This window comes from Nocardioides kongjuensis, from assembly GCF_013409625.1.
GTDB lineage: Bacteria > Actinomycetota > Actinomycetes > Propionibacteriales > Nocardioidaceae > Nocardioides > Nocardioides kongjuensis.
The window spans coordinates 3,333,059-3,350,298 of sequence record NZ_JACCBF010000001.1 but is presented as its reverse complement, the minus strand read 5'-3'; the positions used below and the strand labels follow the sequence as shown (position 1 = coordinate 3,350,298).

The 17,240-nt window shown below is 72.4% G+C and carries 18 protein-coding genes; 10 read left to right on the top strand and 8 right to left on the bottom strand.

The annotated features are described in order from the left end of the window. Positions 1-9: 9 nt before the first annotated feature. Complete coding sequence (locus tag BJ958_RS16155) at positions 10-372, bottom strand: hypothetical protein (RefSeq protein WP_179727956.1); 363 nt, start codon at positions 370-372, stop codon at positions 10-12. Positions 373-467: 95 nt separating this feature from the next. On the opposite strand from BJ958_RS16155, the gene BJ958_RS16150 reads away from it, so the two are divergent. Then, positions 468-1,361 (top strand): hypothetical protein, encoded by an 894-nt coding sequence (locus BJ958_RS16150; protein WP_179727955.1) that lies wholly within the window; start codon positions 468-470, stop codon positions 1,359-1,361. 6 nt (positions 1,362-1,367) lie between these two features. Here BJ958_RS16150 and BJ958_RS16145 read toward each other — a convergent pair whose 3' ends face one another. Then, complete coding sequence (locus BJ958_RS16145) at positions 1,368-2,342, bottom strand: sulfotransferase family protein (RefSeq protein WP_179727954.1); 975 nt, start codon at positions 2,340-2,342, stop codon at positions 1,368-1,370. Between the two features lie 94 nt (positions 2,343-2,436). Between BJ958_RS16145 and BJ958_RS16140 the strand changes: the two genes are divergently transcribed. The 4 genes from BJ958_RS16140 to BJ958_RS16125 all read left to right on the top strand — a co-directional run bounded on the left by BJ958_RS16140 (position 2,437) and on the right by BJ958_RS16125 (position 6,626). Further along, a complete protein-coding gene (locus BJ958_RS16140; protein WP_179727953.1) occupies positions 2,437-3,000 on the top strand; it encodes an RNA polymerase sigma factor in 564 nt (187 codons plus the stop codon). Next, on the top strand, positions 2,997-4,058 hold the full coding sequence (locus BJ958_RS16135; protein WP_179727952.1) for a hypothetical protein: 1,062 nt from the start codon (positions 2,997-2,999) through the stop codon (positions 4,056-4,058). Before BJ958_RS16140 ends, BJ958_RS16135 begins: the two co-directional genes overlap by 4 nt. Before the next feature lie 10 nt (positions 4,059-4,068). After that, entirely contained in the window at positions 4,069-4,971 is a 903-nt protein-coding gene (locus tag BJ958_RS16130) for a phosphoribosylaminoimidazolesuccinocarboxamide synthase (RefSeq protein ID WP_179727951.1), read from the top strand. Between the two features lie 98 nt (positions 4,972-5,069). Then, the gene (locus tag BJ958_RS16125; RefSeq protein WP_179727950.1) at positions 5,070-6,626 is read left to right on the top strand and encodes a long-chain-fatty-acid--CoA ligase; all 1,557 of its coding nucleotides are present in this window, start codon (positions 5,070-5,072) and stop codon (positions 6,624-6,626) included. A 13-nt stretch (positions 6,627-6,639) separates the two neighbouring features. Here the strand turns inward: BJ958_RS16125 and BJ958_RS16120 are convergent, their stop codons facing one another. The 3 genes from BJ958_RS16120 to BJ958_RS16110 form a co-directional block, all read right to left on the bottom strand. After that, entirely contained in the window at positions 6,640-7,596 is a 957-nt protein-coding gene (locus BJ958_RS16120) for an IS481 family transposase (RefSeq protein ID WP_179727401.1), read from the bottom strand. A 126-nt stretch (positions 7,597-7,722) separates the two neighbouring features. Further along, positions 7,723-8,229: a YflT domain-containing protein gene (locus BJ958_RS16115; protein ID WP_179727949.1), complete on the bottom strand. Its 507-nt coding sequence runs from the start codon at positions 8,227-8,229 to the stop codon at positions 7,723-7,725. Between the two features lie 62 nt (positions 8,230-8,291). Beyond that, positions 8,292-8,546: a DUF4242 domain-containing protein gene (locus BJ958_RS16110; protein WP_179727948.1), complete on the bottom strand. Its 255-nt coding sequence runs from the start codon at positions 8,544-8,546 to the stop codon at positions 8,292-8,294. 43 nt (positions 8,547-8,589) lie between these two features. On the opposite strand from BJ958_RS16110, the gene BJ958_RS16105 reads away from it, so the two are divergent. The 3 genes from BJ958_RS16105 to purQ all read left to right on the top strand — a co-directional run bounded on the left by BJ958_RS16105 (position 8,590) and on the right by purQ (position 10,579). After that, entirely contained in the window at positions 8,590-9,591 is a 1,002-nt protein-coding gene (locus BJ958_RS16105; RefSeq protein ID WP_343052704.1) for an AraC family transcriptional regulator, read from the top strand. Positions 9,592-9,668: 77 nt separating this feature from the next. Next, the gene (gene purS / locus BJ958_RS16100) at positions 9,669-9,914 is read left to right on the top strand and encodes a phosphoribosylformylglycinamidine synthase subunit PurS (RefSeq protein WP_179727946.1); all 246 of its coding nucleotides are present in this window, start codon (positions 9,669-9,671) and stop codon (positions 9,912-9,914) included. Then, entirely contained in the window at positions 9,911-10,579 is a 669-nt protein-coding gene (purQ, locus tag BJ958_RS16095; RefSeq protein WP_179727945.1) for a phosphoribosylformylglycinamidine synthase subunit PurQ, read from the top strand. Before purS ends, purQ begins: the two co-directional genes overlap by 4 nt. Positions 10,580-10,669: 90 nt before the next feature. Here the strand turns inward: purQ and codB are convergent, their stop codons facing one another. Both codB and BJ958_RS16085 read right to left on the bottom strand, forming a co-directional pair. Continuing rightward, a complete protein-coding gene (codB, locus tag BJ958_RS16090; RefSeq protein ID WP_179727944.1) occupies positions 10,670-11,974 on the bottom strand; it encodes a cytosine permease in 1,305 nt (434 codons plus the stop codon). Continuing rightward, positions 11,971-12,429 carry a nucleoside deaminase gene (locus tag BJ958_RS16085; RefSeq protein ID WP_179727943.1) on the bottom strand — a complete coding sequence of 153 codons (459 nt, stop codon included), beginning with the start codon at positions 12,427-12,429 and terminating at the stop codon, positions 11,971-11,973. The genes codB and BJ958_RS16085 overlap by 4 nt, the downstream gene beginning before the upstream one ends. Positions 12,430-12,548: 119 nt before the next feature. Here BJ958_RS16085 and BJ958_RS16080 point away from each other — a divergent pair, with 119 nt between their 5' ends. Further along, positions 12,549-14,144 (top strand): PucR family transcriptional regulator, encoded by a 1,596-nt coding sequence (locus tag BJ958_RS16080; protein ID WP_179727942.1) that lies wholly within the window; start codon positions 12,549-12,551, stop codon positions 14,142-14,144. Here the strand turns inward: BJ958_RS16080 and BJ958_RS16075 are convergent. Further along, complete coding sequence (locus BJ958_RS16075) at positions 14,095-15,273, bottom strand: glycoside hydrolase domain-containing protein (RefSeq protein WP_179727941.1); 1,179 nt, start codon at positions 15,271-15,273, stop codon at positions 14,095-14,097. The two genes, BJ958_RS16080 and BJ958_RS16075, sit on opposite strands and share 50 nt — an antisense overlap. A 121-nt stretch (positions 15,274-15,394) precedes the next feature. Here BJ958_RS16075 and BJ958_RS16070 point away from each other — a divergent pair, with 121 nt between their 5' ends. Then, positions 15,395-17,224: a protein kinase domain-containing protein gene (locus BJ958_RS16070; protein WP_179727940.1), complete on the top strand. Its 1,830-nt coding sequence runs from the start codon at positions 15,395-15,397 to the stop codon at positions 17,222-17,224. Positions 17,225-17,240 lie beyond the last annotated feature (16 nt).

The window sequence follows — 17,240 nt, the reverse complement described above, 5'->3', positions numbered from 1 at the left end:
CGTGCGGGCTCAGGCCCGGGCGTCGCCGCCCCAGTTGGCGAGCTTCACCGCGATGTCGTGCAGGCGGCTCTCGGGCACGCCCTCGGCCTCGAAGGCGAGCTGGACGTGGTCGCCCGACGTGCGTGCCAGGCCGACCTTCCCGGCCTCGGGCAGGTGCTCGATGATGCGGATCAGGCGGTTGCCGATCCGGCCGAGCTGCGAGGCGTGCTCGTCGGAGAGCTGGCCGAAGGCCTCGGGCTCCCGGTGGTGCAGGGTCAGGCCGAGCCGGGTGCCGGCGTCGTGGCGGGCGAGGATCCAGACCTCGTCCTCCCACACCACCTGACCGGGGGCGAAGGACGAGCTGTCGATGAGCGGCTGCGCGGACTCCGTCATGGCGACACTCTGCCACCTGCTGCCCCGGCGCCGAGCAGGACCCCCGAGTTCGCAGCCGTCAAAGTCGATTGACTTTGTGAAGTATTATGGCGCCCATGACCCTGGGTGCCCTCGCTGTCCCGACGTACGACGACCCGCGGGTCGTCGTACCCGCCCCGGCCGCCGGCGCCGGCAACTGGGCGGGCGCCGCGAGCGCCGTTCTCGTCGACGGCACCTTCTGGCTGACCTACCGGGTGCGCCGCCCGCTCGACGAGGGCCGCGGCGTCACGGTGGTGGTCGCCCGCTCCGACGACGGCGAGTCCTTCGCCACCGTCGCCGAGGTGCACCGCGACGCCTTCGGCTGCGAGTCCTTCGAGCGCCCCGTGCTGGTGCCGGTCCCGGGCGTCGGCTGGCGGCTCTACCTGTCCTGCGCGACCCCCGGCTCCAAGCACTGGTGGGTCGACAGCCTCACCGCCGCGACGCCCGCCGAGCTGCCCGGTGGGCAGCGCCGGGTCGTGCTCCCCGGTGATGACACCGTCGCCGTCAAGGACCCGGTCCTCACCCACGGTCCCGACGGCTGGCAGATGTGGCTGTGCTGCCACCCGCTCACCGAGGCCGGCCACGAGGACCGGATGACCACCCGCCTGCTGCGCAGCCCCGACGGCCTGACCTGGACCGACCACGGCGAGGTGCTCGCCGGACGGCCGGGGGAGTGGGACGCCCGCGGCGCCCGGGTCACGACCGTCCTCCCGCCCGTCCCGGGCCTGCCCCTGACGGTGCTGTACGACGGCCGTCGCGACGCCGCCGCCAACTGGTTCGAGACCACCGGCGTCGCCACCTGGGACGGCACCCGCCTGGTCGCCGCCGATCGCCCGCCCATCGCCTCGCCGCACGGCGACGGCGCGTGGCGCTACGCGTCCGCCGTGCCGCTGCCGGACGGGCGCACCCGGTTCTACGTCGAGGCCGCCCGCCCGGACGGGGCGCACGACCTGGTGACGCTGGTGCGCTGAGGCGCCTCAGCGAGGGCTCGGCACGCCCTGTGCTCGCTGGGCGAAGGATCCCCGGTCGCGGGTGGAGAGCCAGTCGGAGAAGTCCTCGCCGGTGATCTCGCCGAGCAGCCGGATGTCGTCGGCGAACGCCGGCAGCAGCCGGGCGCGCTGCTCGGCGCTCAGCGAGGGCCGGTGGGCGTCGCGGGTCTGCAGCTGTGCCACGACCGGGACGCTGGCGCGGCGCCACACCTCGGGCGGCACGAACTGCCCGGCCCAGGCGCCGCCGCGGACCAGCGGGCCGAGCACCCGCGGGCGCCAGCCGGGGGCGACGTACGGGCGCGAGTTGTCGCGGGGGATCTGCTCGACCCGACCCTCGCGGATGCCGAGGAAGCGGCAGGCCCGGTCGACCGTCTCGGCCGGGTGGTCGACGATGTCGCGGTAGCGGACCACCAGGATCCGCGCGGGATCCACCAGCTTGACCAGGTCGCGCAGCTGCTCGCCGTACAGGCCCAGCTCGCGGTAGCGCCAGAACGGCGCGTACCCGGCGGCGATCCGCTCCGCCTCACGGCCGAACGCGGTCTCGAAGTCGGCCTCGGGCTCGAGCCCGTCGGACCACAGATGCATCCAGTTGGAGTAGGCGCGGTCGATCGGGTCGCGCACGACGGCGATCAGGCGCACCTCCGGCAGCGCGTCCGCGATCCGGCGCTGGGCGCCGCGGTGCCACAGGTAGAACGGCGTCGACTCGCCCCGCACGGAGTCCGGCGGAGCGGGGCGGAACAGGTCGGCGTACGCGTCGGCGCGCCAGATCCACTCCTGCTGCGAGTGCCGGTCGCCGGGGCCGCCCCAGTGCGGCGGTGGGGCGCCCTCGCACAGCCAGAACTTCGGCTCCTTCGGCGTCGTCACGAAGACGTCCGGGTGGGCCGCGAGCGCGAGGTGCAGCGCGCTGGTGCCGGCCTTGGGCGCGCCCACGAGCAGGAAGTCGGGGCGGGGTTCCCTGGTCATGTGCGCCTCCCTCGGCATTAAGTCTAGTAAGTGACTCTAGTTGGACAACAAGGCGTGGTGCAACGATCGTCCTCCTGCCGGACAGGAGAGGGGCATGGGAGAGGACGACTTCCGCCGGCTCTACGCCGCGCACTTCGACGCCGTGCTCGGCTTCGCGCTGCGCCGCACCGACCGGCCCGAGGACGCGGCCGACGTCGCCGCCGACACCTTCGTGGTCGCCTGGCGCCGGCTCGCCCACGTGCCAGCGGGCGAGGCTGCGCGACCGTGGTTGTACGGCGTCGCCCGCCGCACCCTCGCCAACCACCGCCGCGGCGAGGGCCGCCGGGCCGCGCTCGGCGACCGGTTGCGCCGCCAGCTCGCCCATGCCGTCGACGACCTCGCCGACGAGGTCGTCCACCGCGCCGACGTCACCGCCGCGATGAAGCGGCTCAGTGCGCGCGACGAGGAGGTCCTCCAGCTGCACCTGTGGGAGGGCCTCGAGCCGCGGGAGATCGCCGACGTGCTCGGCGTCCCGGCGGCCGTCGTCCGACCGCGCCTGTCGCGCGCCCGCTCCCGGCTGCGGGACCTGCTTGGCCCCGATCCCGGCAACGATCCATCCGCCCCCGGACATCTCCCTGCAGAACCCGTCACGACGACCCGGAGGGAAGGTCACCGATGAACCGCCCGATCACCGACGCCGGCGTCGCCGGCCTGGCCATCCACGAGGGTCGCGCCGAGCTGCTGGAGGAGATCATGACCCTCGCCCCCGTCGAGACCACCGAGCCCACCCCCGTCCGCCGCCACCGCCGCGTCCTGCCCGTCCTCGCGGCGGCCGCCGCCGTGCTCGCCGTCGTCTCCGGCGCCGCCTGGCTCGGGCTGCAGCGCGACCAGCAGGTCGCCCCGGTCCCCGCCGCCAAGGGTCCCGCCGTGTCCGGCGAGCTCGCCGTCCTGTCTGCCCCCGGCTGGACGGTCACCTACGTCACCGACGACCCGAAGCGTGGCGGAGAGCTCGACTACGAGTTCGCGAAGGACGACCGCACCCTCGAGATCATGTGGCGGCCCGCCGACCTCCACGAGACCTACGTCGCCGACCGCAACGACCTGGGCACACCCACCGAGGTCGACGTGCTCGGCAAGCCGTCGCTGCTGTGGGCCTACAGCAAGCGCGACCACACCGTCATCCGCCCGGTCGAGGGCAGGTTCTCGCTCGAGGTCCGTGGCTCCGGCATGGACGAGACCGCCTTCCGCGCGGTCCTCGCGCAGCTCGAGCTGGTCGCTCACGACCAGCTCCAGCAGCACCTGCCGGACGAGGCGATCCTCGACGACGAGCGGGCTGCCGCGATCGACGAGGCGCTCACCGGCATCCCGCTGCCCTCGACGCTGAGCCGGGCCGACGTCCTCAGCACCGGGCTCACCCGCTACGAGGTCGTCGCCGACGTCACCCGAGCGGTCACCTGCGAGTGGATCGACCGGTACGAGGGTGCACGCATGGGCAACCAGACGGCCCTCGTCGCCGAGGCGCAGCAGGCGCTCGGCACCGCCCACCACTGGCCGGCCCTGCAGGACATCGCCGACGAGGGCGGGTGGTCCGACGCGATCTGGCAGTACGCCGACATCGTCGTCGCCGGCGTACCGACCGCCCGGGACCAGGAGCTGCTCGACGGCCGGTTCGACGGGATCGGGTGCCCGGGTGGTGGAACGGCGGGCGCCGAGATCGACGGCGTCCCGGCGCCGTAGTCTGTCGCCCGTGACGCTCGCGAACATCCCGCCCGCCCCGGAGCTCCCCGGCACCCGCCACCTGCACTCCGGCAAGGTGCGTGACCTCTACGAGCTCACCGAGGGCCCGCACGCCGGCAAGCTGCTGATGGTCGCCAGCGACCGGCTGTCCATCTTCGACTTCGTGCTGGAGACGACGATCCCCGACAAGGGCGAGATCCTCACCCGGATGTCGTCGTGGTGGTTCGACCAGCTCGCCCCGCTGGTCCCCAACCACGTGATCTCGACCGACGTCCCCGACGCCGTCCGCGGTCGCGCGGTGATCTGCGAGCGGCTCGACATGTTCCCCGTCGAGTGCGTCGCCCGCGGCTACCTCACCGGCTCCGGCCTGCTCGACTACCGCGCCACCGGGGAGGTCTGCGGCATCGCGCTGCCCGCCGGCCTCGAGGACGGCAGCCGCCTGCCCGAGCCGATCTTCACCCCGGCCACGAAGGCCGAGCTCGGCGACCACGACGAGAACGTCTCGTACGACGCCGTGGTCGCCACCATCGGCGCCGACGCGGCCGAGGCGCTGCGCGACCTGACCCTCCAGGTCTACGGCCGGGCCGAGGAGATCGCCCGCGAGCAGGGCATCATCCTCGCCGACACCAAGTTCGAGTTCGGGGTCGTGCCCGGCGGCGACGGCCGGATCATCCTCGGCGACGAGGTGCTCACCCCCGACTCCTCGCGGTACTGGCCGGCCGACGACTGGCAGCCCGGTCGCGCGCAGCCGTCGTACGACAAGCAGATCGTGCGCAACTGGGCCCTCTCCCCGGAGAGCGGCTGGGACAAGGCGTCCGGCGAGGCCCCGCCGGCACTGCCCGCCGAGGTCGTCGAGCGCACGCGCAGCCGCTACATCGAGGCCTACGAGCGCCTCACCGGCGAGACGTTCTGAGCGCTCCCGGCAGGTTGGTCCCGGGCACAAGCCCGTTCCGGACGCATTGGTCCCGCGACCAGTGACCACGGTCACGACCGGCAAGTAGGTTGTGCCGCATGACGAACCTCGCCGAGTTCCTCGAGAACAGCGCCCAGTCCTACCCCGACCGCACGGCCATCGTCTTCGGGGACACCCGGCTGTCGTACCCCCAGGTCAACGGCGCGGCCAACCAGGTCGCCAACCTCCTCGTCTCGCGCGGCATCGAGCCGGGCGACAAGGTGGCGCTGAGCTGCCCGAATCTGCCCTACTTCACGATCGTCTACTACGGCATCCTCAAGGCCGGCGCGACCGTCGTGCCGCTCAACGTGCTGCTCAAGGGCCGTGAGGTCGCCTACCACCTGGCCGACTCCGACGCGAAGGCCTACTTCGCCTTCCAGGGCACCCCGGACCTGCCGATCGGCCAGGAGGCGTACGACGGCTTCCAGGCCGCCGACGGCTGCGAGCACTTCTTCGTCATCACCGCCGACCCGACCGCCCCGTCGCCGATCGAGGGCACCGAGACCCTCGGCCAGGGCCTCGCCGGCCAGGCGCCGACCTTCGACTCGGTCGACGTGTCCGACGACGACACCGCCGTCATCCTCTACACCTCCGGCACCACCGGCCAGCCCAAGGGCGCCGAGCTGCGGCACCGCAACATGCGCGACAACGCGCTCGCCGGCAAGGACCTGTTCGGCGCCGACCCGGCCAACCCCGACACCTTCTTGTGCGTGCTGCCGCTGTTCCACTCCTTCGGCCAGACCGTCATCCAGAACGGCGCCTTCGCCTTCGGCGGCACCGTCGTCATGCTGCCCCGCTTCGAGGCGGCGGCCGCGATCGGCCTCATGCTCAAGGAGAAGGTCTCCTTCTTCGCCGGCGTCCCGACGATGTACTGGGGCCTGCTCAACGCGCTCGACGAGTCCGTCGACGTCAAGGCCCTCGCCGAGAACCTCCGGGTGGCGGTGGCCGGCGGCGCGGCGCTTCCGGTCGAGGTGCACCACCAGTTCGAGGAGCGCTTCGGCGTCGTGATCCTCGAGGGCTACGGCCTCTCCGAGACCTCGCCCGTCGCGAGCTTCTCGCGGCTCGGCTCGCCGGTGCGCGTCGGCTCCATCGGTACGCCGATCCCCGGCGTCGAGATGAAGCTCCTCGAGGGCGACACCTGGGACGAGGTCAAGGACCCCGACGGCATCGGCGAGATCGCCATCAAGGGCCACAACATCATGAAGGGCTACTACAAGCGGCCCGAGGCCACCGCCGCGTCGATCAGCGAGGACGGCTGGTTCCGCTCCGGCGACCTCGGCCGCAAGGACTCCGACGGCTGGTACTACATCGTCGACCGTTCCAAGGACATGATCATCCGCGGCGGCTTCAACGTGTACCCGCGCGAGATCGAGGAGGTCCTCCTCACCCACCCGGCCGTCTCCCTGGCCGCCGTGATCGGCGTGCCGCACGAGAGCCACGGCGAGGAGATCAAGGCGTTCGTCATCCTCAAGTCGGGCGCCAGCGCCACCCCCGAGGAGATCGTCGCCTGGGGCAAGGAGCAGATGGCGGCGTACAAGTACCCGCGCATCGTCGAGGTCGTCGACAGCCTGCCGATGACCGCCACCGGCAAGATCCTCAAGCGCGAGCTGAGCTAGGTGTACCCGGCCATCAGGTTGGTAGCAGTCGGCTGATCGGCGGTTTGCCTCCGAGTGCGCTGTGGCGGCGTTCAGTGTTGTAGTGCTCGAGCCAGGGTGCAAGAGCGGCCGCTCGCTCGTCGTTGCTGGTGAAGACCTGGCGGTAGGCCCACTCGGTGGCCAGGGTGCGGTTCAGCCTCTCGACCTTCCCGTTCTGCCACGGGCAGTGGGGACGGATGAACTTCTGGACGATGCCGTGCTCGGCGCACACCGTGCGCAGCGAGTAGCGGTAGGCCCAGGCGTTGTCGGTCATCAACCGCTCGATCCGAGTGATCCCGTGATCGGCGAAGTTGGCGATCGCACGCTCGAGGAACGCGGCACATGTGGTGCCCTTCTCGTCGCGCAGCACCTCTGAGTAGGCCAGCCGGGAGTGGTCATCGACGAGCGAGTGGACGTAGTCGTAGCCGGGCCCGTTGACGCGGTCGCGAGGGATCGCCCGGCCGTGGACGCGCCAGCCGCCGCCGTCGGGGATCCGGCCGATCTTCTTCACGTCCATGTGGACCAGCTCGCCTGGGCGGTCGCGTTCGTAACGAACGGCGGTCTGTTTCGAGGACCGGATGACCTCGCCGGTGATCGGGTCCAACTCGCGAAGGTAGGGCACGCGATGGCGGCGCAGGATCCGGGACACGGTACGCGGAGGCACGCCGAGCTTGGGGCCGAGGACATCGGGGCCGTCGCGGAGCTCGGTCCGGGCGGCGAGGACCTTCTGCTCGATCTCGTCGCTGGACTTGGTGGGCATCGTGTGGGGGCGTGACGAGCGGGTGGTCAGGCCGACTTCGCCCTCGGCGGCGTAGCGGTCGATCCAGGTCTTCACGCACTTGCGAGACACGCCCATCGCCGTGGCGATGTGGGCTTGCTTCCAGCCGGCCTGGTGGCGTTGGACGATCAATCGGCGACCGTGGACGGTCAGTCGGGCACTACCGTGGGACACGAGAACCTCCGGGTTGGAGTGGGCCTTAGACAAGCCACATCCCACCCGGAGGTTCTCGTTCGTTCAGCCAGGCTCGCCGCTACCAACGTCCTGGCCGGGTACAGCTAGGCGCCCGGGCCAGGGACACTAGGCGAACGGGTTCGGCAGCGCGCCCGGGAGCTTCGCGAGGAGCTCCCGGGCCTGCGCGGCGACCTTGTGCTCGACGAGCACCTCGTACTTGGTCGCCACCACCGAGCTGACCGACGAGAAGTCCCGCTGGCCGCGGGTCATCGCGAAGCCGGCCAGGGCGAAGACGACGCCGAACGCGATGCCCATCAGCGTGGTCGACACGATGATCGGCAGCGTGTCGCCGGTGCCGAAGAAGCTGAACAGCACGCCGACGAACAGCCCGAACCACAGCCCGCTCATCGCGCCGCCGGCGGCCACCCGGCCGCTGGTGAGCCGGCCCGTGATCCGCTCGACCTGCTTGAGGTCGGTGCCGACGATCATGCAGTTCTGCACGGGGAATCCCTCGTCGGAGAGGAAGTCGACCGTGCGCTGGGCGGTCGCGTAGTCGTCGTACACGGCCAGCGACTGCGGGAACTCGAGCGCCAGCAGGGAGCGCGCGAACGCGCCGGGAGTGGGGTTGCTCATGCCCCCAGTCTGCCCGGCGCGTCCAGTCCCCGGCTCGTGCGGCGCGGCCGGCCGGCGTGCCGTCAGCTGCCCTCGACGACCTCGAAGATGTGGTCGGCGACCAGTCCGTGCGCCTCGCGGTGCACGCGTGCCGCGGTCTCCGCGTCGGGGGCCTCGACGAGGCAGAAGACCTTGCCGGCCGTCTCGTCGACCCAGTAGCTCTTGTACTCGACGCCGTACTGGCCCTGCAGCCGCAGGTCCTCGGCGTGGGCCCCCGCGACGTCGGCTGCGGTGGCGCCGTCCGGGAGGGTCTCGTGCACGTCCATGAAGAGAGCCATTTCTCGTTCCTTCGTTCGGTGGTTGTCTGCCACACTCAGGTTCGTGGCTCGGTCGCCCGCGGACCATGACCGTGCCCCCGAGGTACCTGACCAGGACCCCACCGACGCGCTCGGGGCGGCCCTGGACGGACTGCAGGTCGGCGGCGCGATCTTCCTGCGCGCCCACTACACCGAGGCGTGGGCGTTCCGGTCGGTGCCGAACACCGACCTCGGTGCCCTGCTCGCACCGCAGGCACGCCGGATCGTGCCCTTCCACCTGGTCGCCGCCGGTCGCTGCTGGATCGACGTCGGCGGGGAGCGGCACTGGGCCGAGGCCGGCGACGTCATCGTGCTCCCGTACGGCGACCGCCACCGGATGGGCGGCACCCAGGACGCCGTCGTGGTCGAGGCGGGCGGCCTGGTCCCGCAGCCGCCGTGGACCCGGATGCCGTTCATCGAGCACGGCGAAGGGGGCGACCTGACCCACATCGTGTGCGGCTACATCACCTGCGAGGACCCGCTGTTCGACCCCGCGCTCCGGGCCCTGCCGCCGGTGCTCGTCGTCCGGCCGGAGGGGGCGGCGGCGCACTGGGTGCGGGCGAGCGTCGACTTCGCCCTGCAGCGCACGGGGCTGGTCGACCCGGGCCACGCGGAGACGCCGCGTGAGCTGGTCCGGCTGCTGCTGCTCGAGGTCCTCCGGCTGCACCTCGCGAGCGCGCCGGCCGCCGACCGGGGCTTCGTGCGCGCGCTGCGCGACCCGGTGGTCGCTCCGGCGATGGCCGCCATCCACCGCGCGCCGGAGGAGCACTGGACGGTCGGCGAGCTCGCCACCGCCAGCAGGGTCTCCCCGTCGCTGCTCGACGACCGCTTCCGGATCGTCCTCGGGATGCCGCCGATCCGCTACCTGACGACGTGGCGGATGCACGTCGCCCAGGACCTGCTGGCCACCTCCGACCTCGGTGTCGCCGCGATCGCGCGCCGGGTCGGCTACGAGTCCGAGGAGGCGTTCAGCCGCGCGTTCAAGCGCAAGCACGGCGTCGCGCCGAGCGTCTGGCGCCGCGGCTGAACCGGCGCCCGGGCGGCGGTGTCCGTGACGGCGACCGCGAATCGGTCCCAGCGCGCCGCCGCACTAGACTGCGGGCCGTGGCCCGAGTCGTCGTAGCTGTCATGCCGAAGCCCGAGATCCTCGACCCCCAGGGGAAGGCCGTCCAGGGCGCACTGCCCCGGCTGGGCTTCACCGGCGTCACCGACGTCCGCCAGGGCAAGCGGTTCGAGATCGAGCTCGAGGGCGACGTCACCGACGCCGTGCTCGCCGAGGTCGAGAAGATGGCGGAGACGCTGCTCTCGAACCCGGTCATCGAGAACTACACCGTGAGCGTCGAGCAGTGAGGATCGGCGTCGTCACCTTCCCGGGCTCCCTCGACGACGTCGACGCGCAGCGCGCGGTCCGGATCGGTGGCAACGAGGCCGTCGCCCTCTGGCACGGTGACGCCGACCTCAAGGGCGTCGACGCGGTCATCCTGCCGGGCGGATTCTCGTACGGCGACTACCTGCGCTGCGGCGCCATCTCCCGGTTCGCCCCGGCGATGGGCAAGGTCGTCGAGGCCGCCAACGCCGGCATGCCCGTGCTCGGCATCTGCAACGGCTTCCAGATCCTCTGCGAGTCCCACCTGCTGCCCGGCGCGCTGATCCGCAACGACCACCGCAAGTTCGTGTGCCGCGACCAGCTGCTGCGCATCGAGAACAACCGCACCGCCTGGACCTCCGCCTACGAGCAGGGCCAGGAGATCCGGATCGTGCTCAAGAACGGCGAGGGCGGCTTCGTCGCCGACGCCGAGACCCTCGCCCGGATCGAGGGCGAGGGCCAGGTCGTGGCGCGCTACCTCGAGGTCAACCCCAACGGCTCCCTCGACGACATCGCCGGCGTCACCAACGCCCGCGGCAACGTCGTGGGCCTGATGCCCCACCCCGAGCACGCGGTCGAGGAGCTGACCGGCAGCGGCCTCGACGGGCTCGGCTTCTTCACCTCGCTCGTCGAGACCGCGTTCGCCTGAGGCCCCGGGGGGCATGCCGCCGCACCCCATGCGTCTCGGTCGCGGATTCAGGAGTTTCACGACCGGTTCGCATGGGGTGCGGGTGCCGGCTCAGCCGAGCCGGCGGTTGAGCCCGGCGCGCCCGACGGCGTACGAGCCGCACGCGGCCAGCACGACGCCGATGACAGGTGGCACACCGAACTCGGTCTCCTTGGCGATCCACGCGATGCCGCTGGCGAGCGCGTAGACCGCGAGGTTGGGGACGTTGAGGGCGGGCAGCCGCTCGCCCTCGGGCATCCCGCCGCGGCGCCAGCGGGCGAAGTAGTCGCCGATCACGACGCCGCCGAGCGGCGGGATGAAGACGCCCAGCAGGACCAGGTAGTCGACCAGGTGGTTCTGCACGCCGACCAGGGCGAGCACGGTGCCGATGACCGAGCCGCCGACCACGAACGGCGTCTTCGACGGCTTCTCGAAGAGCTCGGCACCGGCGACGCCGAAGGCGTACGCCGTGTCGGCGTTCGACTTCCACAGGTTGCCGAACAGCAGCACCAGGCCCCAGGTGACCAGGCCGAGGTCGTAGAGGACGAGCACGAAGTCGCCCTGGCCGAAGGTCATCGCACCGGTCGCGCCGAAGAAGATCATCAGCCCGTTGCCGATCAGGAAGCCGATCACGCAGGCGACCAGCGCCTGGCTGCCGGACCGGGCGAACCGGGTCCAGTTCGGTGCCTGGGTGCCGGCCGAGACGAAGGTGCCCACGACGGTGGTGACCGCGACCGCCATCGTCATCGACCCGTTGGGCTGCACGTCGGCCAGCCCGGACCAGCCGCCGACCTCGTCGAGGGAGCGGAACAGCACCCAGAACGCGAGGACCAGGATGAGCGGCGTGGAGATCGCGGAGACCCAGTACATGCCGCGGTAGCCGTAGCAGGCGGTCAGGCACATGAGCACGCTGGTCACGACCATGACGGCGGCCTTGGCGAGGTCGGACTCCCACGAGAACGCCTGCGCGGTGAGGTCGCCGATGGTGCCGATGACGACGCCGTACCAGCCGATCTGGGTGCCGCCGAGCAGGATCGAGCCGAGCTTGCTGCCGCGGTGCCCGAGCACGTAGCGGGCCATCACGACGGTGGTCAGGCCGGTGTTGGCGCCGATCCAGCCGAGCAGGGCGACGTAGGTCCCGAGGACGAGCGAGCCGAGCAGGATCACCCGGATGAGCTCGCCGAGCGCGAACGCCGAGCCGAGCTGCGCGCCGGCCAGCATGGTCGGGGTGAAGACGGTGAACCCGAGCAGCACCACCGCCAGGGACAGGAACGACTTGCGGGCGTGGGCGGGGACCGGGGTGACCGGGTAGTCGGGGTCGACGACGGCCTGAGCGGTCTCGGCGCCGGGCTGCAGCGTGTTGTCGGACAGGGTCATGCCTCCTCCCCGATGTCCTCGGCCCACAGGTCGGGCTTCTCCCGCATCATCGTGGCCATCAGGTCCAGGCAGGTCGGGTCGTCGAGCACGTCGACGACGACGCCGCGCGAGCGCAGCCACTCCTCCGAGGCCTGGAAGCTCCTGTTCTCGCCGACCACGATCCGCGGGATGTCGTAGAGCACCGAGGTGCCGGCGCACATGAAGCAGGGCGACAGGGTCGTGTAGAGGGTGCTCGCCCGGTAGACCTTGGCCGGGAGCCGGCCCGCGTTCTCGATGCAGTCGGTCTCGCCGTGCCGGATCGCCGAGCCGAGCTGGACCCGGCGGTTGCGGCCGACGGCGAGCACCTCGCCCTCGTGGACGAGCGCGGCGCCGATCGGGATGCCGCCCTCCTCCCAGCCGATCCGGGCCTGCTCGATCGCCAGGTCGAGGAACCTGCAGTCGTCGTCGGTGCTCATGGGGTGCCTCCGCGTCGGGTGGGGACGGTGTGTCGGGGCTCACACCACCAGAGGCGCCGGGGGCCGACAAGGGACATACTGTCTGGCATGAGGGCTCATTGTGCGGACGGAACGTCCTGATGGGGGCAACTCTCGCCGAGGTTCTGGCCCTCCCGTCGTTCCGGGCTGCCAACACCGAGGTGGTCCACGGCGACGTCGAGCGGGTCCAGGTGCGGTGGGTGCACTCCTCGGAGGTCTTCGAGATGGGCGCCCTGCTCGCGGGTGGCGAGGTGCTGCTGACCACGGGCCTGGGCCTCCACGGCCGCACGGCCGACCACCTCGCGGCGTACGTCGACCAGCTCGCCGACGCCGGGGTCGCGGCCCTGGCGCTCGAGCTCGGCCGCACCTTCTTCGCCGTGCCCGAGCCGATCCTCGCGGCCGCCCGGCGACGCGACCTCGCCCTGCTGACGTTCCCGACGATGGTGCCCTTCGAGCGGATGGTCGAGGACTTCCACGAGCTGCTCGTGCGACGCCGGGTCGCCTCGGGCGGGGACGCCGGGGACGCGGGCTGGCGGGCACTGACCCAGGTCGTGATCGAGGGCCGCGGGCTGCGCGCCCTGCTCGACGAGGTGTCGCGGCTCGCGGGCTGCGCCGTCGAGCTGCGCGACCCCGACGGCCAGACGGTGGAGCGCAGCCGGATCGCGTCGGTGTCCGCGGACGCGGGCGCCTCGACCCCGGTCCGCGGGCCGTCGGGCCCGGTCGGCACCCTGCGCCTGCTCGGGGAGGAGAGCCCTGACCGGCTGCGGCTGGCGGAGGTCGCCGCGCACGCCGTCGCGCTCGAGGTGGGCCGGGGGAGCGGCGCCGGGCACCGGCCCGGTCCGGCGCAGTCGCTGGTCTCCGACCTGGTCGCCGGGGCGGTGGTGTCCCGGGCCGACGTGCTGCACCGGCTGGCCGCGCTGGGCTGGCCGCCCCAGGAGGGACGCCACCTGGTCGTGGCCGCGGTGGAGGTGGACGCCGCCGTACCGCTGAGCGACGCGGTCGCGGCCACGGAGGCGGCGTTCCACGAGGAGGAGCGGGGCGACCCGGCCGTGCTGGTCGGGATCAGCGGCGGCCATGTGGTGGTCGTGCACCGCGGGGGACGCCGGCCGGTGCCGGCGCAGGTCCGCGACGAGCTGGAGGCCGCGCGCGACCGGCTCGCAGCCCGACTGCCCGGGCGGGTGCTTCTCGCTGCGACCACCCCGGTCGCCGACGCCGGCGACCTCGCTGCCGCCGTCGGTCGCGCCCGGCAGGTGCTGCGCACCGCCCGGCGCTACGGCCGTCGCGACGGCGTCGTCATGGAGCGCGACGTCGCCGCGCACCGGCTGGTCACCTCGGCGGTCGACCCCGCGGTGATGCGGGCGTTCGTGCGCGAGCAGGTCGGGCCGCTGGTCGACCACGACCGCGAGCACCGCAGCGAGCTGCTGCGGACGCTCGACGCGTACCTCTCCTGCTCGCTGTCCAAGGCCCGCACCGCCGAGCTGCTGGGGATCCGCCGGCAGTCGCTCTACGACCGGCTCGCCCGGATCGAGCGGCTGCTCGGCGTCTCCCTCGACGAGCCCGACCACCGCACCGGCCTCGGGATCGCTCTCCTCGGCTGGCGGATGCGGACCGGTCTCGACCCGCAGGTCGGCTTCGGCGGCGAGGGCCTCACCCCCCGAGCAGGGACGCCCAGTTCTTCTTCGTCCAGGCGTCCTTGACCTTCTGCCCGGCCTGGCCCTGCCAGGCGTGGATGCCGGCGCGGAGGTTCTTGTTGTACTTCCCCGACATCTTCCCGGGGTACATGCCCTTCTGCTGCAGCAGGCACTTCAGGGCGCGGACCTGGCGCGGCTTGGCCTTGCGCGGTGCGACCTTCTTGTAGGACTTCAGGCTGGTCTTGACGCCGCCGCAGCCGTATCCGACGACCTCGCCGAGCTCGAGCCAGTTGCGGTCGATGTTGATGGTCACGCCACCCCAGGTCTCGTTGTGGCCGCCCTGGTACTGCTTCACCCGGCTGCTCGGGCGCCAGCCGTCCTCGGCGATGTAGCTGGTCGAGGTGTTCGCGACGTTGTCCCAGCGGGCGATCCAGATCCGGTCGGGCAGCACGACGTCCGCGCGACCCTGCACGCGGGCGTTCTCGAGGATCTTGATGCCGGACCCGGCGCTCGAGTAGACGCCCGAGACGTAGCCGAGCTGGCGCACCCGCGCGGTCCAGGCGCTGAGGAAGGCCAGGGCCGGCTCGGTGCACCCCGCGTTGGCCTTGCTCAGGCTCCAGCCCTCGAGGTCGTACCAGAGCGTGCTGCCCGGGACGATGCCGAGCGCGGTCGCCGCGGCGACGGCGCTGTCCGCCTCCGCGGAGCCCTGGGCGCGCGCGGCGGCGTACGCGTTCGTGGGGTCGTTGACGATGGTCGGGTCGATGGCGGCGCCGTACCGCGGGAACCGTCCGACGCAGCTCGACTGCGGGCCGAGCGTGATCGCCAGGATCTGCCAGCCCTGGGCCAGCTGGGTCGACACCCAGGTCGGGGTCAGGTTCTTCTGCGTCTTGCAGAACCGCGACGCCCCGGAGATGTAGACGCCGACCGCCCGGAACGGCGAGTGCGCCAGCCAGGCATCCATCTTGGCCTGCGACTGGGTCTCGCACTGGTCGAAGCCGTAGCCGGTGAAGGCGCCCGGCGTCGGCGGGTTGGTCGACTTGGCGGCCAGGTCCACCGGCGCGTCGGTGCGGGCTGCCGGCGTGCCGCCCAGCGGGGCGAGGACCAGAGCGAGCAGGACGATCAGGACGCCGGTTCCGGTGCCCAGCAGGGGGAGGTGGAAGCGGCGGGAGGGCGGTCGGACGGGCCGGGAAGGCATCTCGGACTCCAGGGGAAGAGGGGTCTGGTGGGTAAAGACCGAGTCACGATAACCACAGCAATCACAGGAGTAACAGGCCTCGGGGTGAACTACAGATCTGTAATTCCCCTACGGTGGTGGAGTGCCGCTGCAACCGGGAGACTCGTTCGGTCGGTACGACGTGACCGGGTACCTCGGCCGGGGCGGGATGGGCGTCGTGCTGGCCGCCGTCCACCGCGACCTGGACCGGCCGGTCGCGCTCAAGGTGCTCGCGCCGCACCTCGCCGACGACATCGGCTACCGGACCCGGTTCCTGAGGGAGGCGAAGGCGCTGGCGCGGCTGGACTCGCCGTACGTCGTGCGGGTCTTCGACGCCGGCGAGGAGGACGGCGCGCTGTTCATCGCGACCGAGCTGGTCCGCGACGGCGACCTCAACGAGCTGCTCCGCCGCCGGGGCGCGCTGCCTGCGCCGGATGCCGTCTCGATCGTCCGCGACCTGGCGCTCGGGCTCGGCGCCGCCCACGAGGCCGGGATCCTGCACCGCGACATCAAGCCGTCCAACGTGCTCGTCGCGCACCGCCCCGACGGCGGGTTGCGCCCGGTCCTGTGCGACTTCGGCATCGCGGCGGTCCCGGACCTCGACCAGCTCGCCACCACCGGCGCGATCGGCACGCCCGGCTACATGGCGCCCGAGCGGCACCAGGGCACCGCGGCGAGCGTCGCGTCCGACATCTACGCCCTCGGCTGCCTGCTCTGGGCGACCCTCACCGCGCGGGCGCCGTACGAGGGGGCGACGGGACAGGTCCTGCTCGGCCACCTCCAGGGCCCGGTCCCGCAGCTCCCGGGGACGACACGGGCGACCCGGGCACTCAACGAGGTGCTCCGGGTGGCGATGGCGAAGGATCCCGCCGAGCGGTTCCGCACCACGGCCGAGCTGGTCGCCGCGCTCGACGCCGTCCCGCTCGACGGACCGGACACCGAGCCCACCCTGGTCGACCCCGGGCCGCCCACCCGGACACGCGCGGGCGCTGGGGAGCAGTCCCGTCGCAGGCGCCGGCCGCTCCTCCTGGCCGGCCTCGTCGCCGCGCTCGTCCTGGCGGTGGGCGCGATCGCCTGGGCCCTCGACGGTTCCGACCCGGCTCCGCCGGCGGGCGCGAGCGACCCCTCCTCCGGGGGCGCCGAGCCGGAGGCCGACGCGCTGCTCGCGGCGTTCCCTCGTGCAGCCGACTGCGACGTGGTGCCCGATCCCAAGTCGGCGCGGGTGCAGGCGCGGTGGTGCCTCGACGCCACGTCGTCGGTGTACTACGCCCAGTGGCGCGGCTGGGACGCGATGGACGCCAACTACCGGGAGCGGGCGCTGCGGGACCACTCCTACCGCTCCGACGTGAAGGCAGCCTGGGTGGAGCTGGCCGAGGTCGACCGTGGGCACTGCCAGCGCAAGCTCGCCGTCTGGTACGCCGACCGCGCGGCGCCGTACTCGGTCACCGTCTGCGCGGACAGTGAGCGGGCGGTGCTCGACGCGCTCGATGCCCTCGACCTGCCGACGGGCGAGGAGGTGGCTGCTCGCGCAGGCGCCGCGCCGGACCCTCTCGTCTCCGCCTTCCCCGAGGCCGGTGACTGCACGGAGGTCAGCGACCCGAAGCCCGTCCGGGTCCGCTCCCGTTGGTGCCACGACGACGCCTCGTCGGTCCACTACACGCAGTGGACGACCTGGCAGGCGATGGACGACAACTACCGCGCCCAGATCCTCACCCCGCTCACCGACGTCGGCGACGACCTCACCGCCGCGTGGGTCGAGCTGACCAAGGCCGAGGGGCAGACCTGGGAGACCAAGCTCGCGGTCTGGTACGACGACGAGCGGGCGCCGTACTCCGTCACGGTCTACGCCCACACCCGGGCCCAGGCTCGCCAGGTGCTCGGTGACCTCGACCTGCCCTCGGCCGCCGAGGTCGCCGACGTCCCACGGGGCTGAGCCGAAAACGGTGATC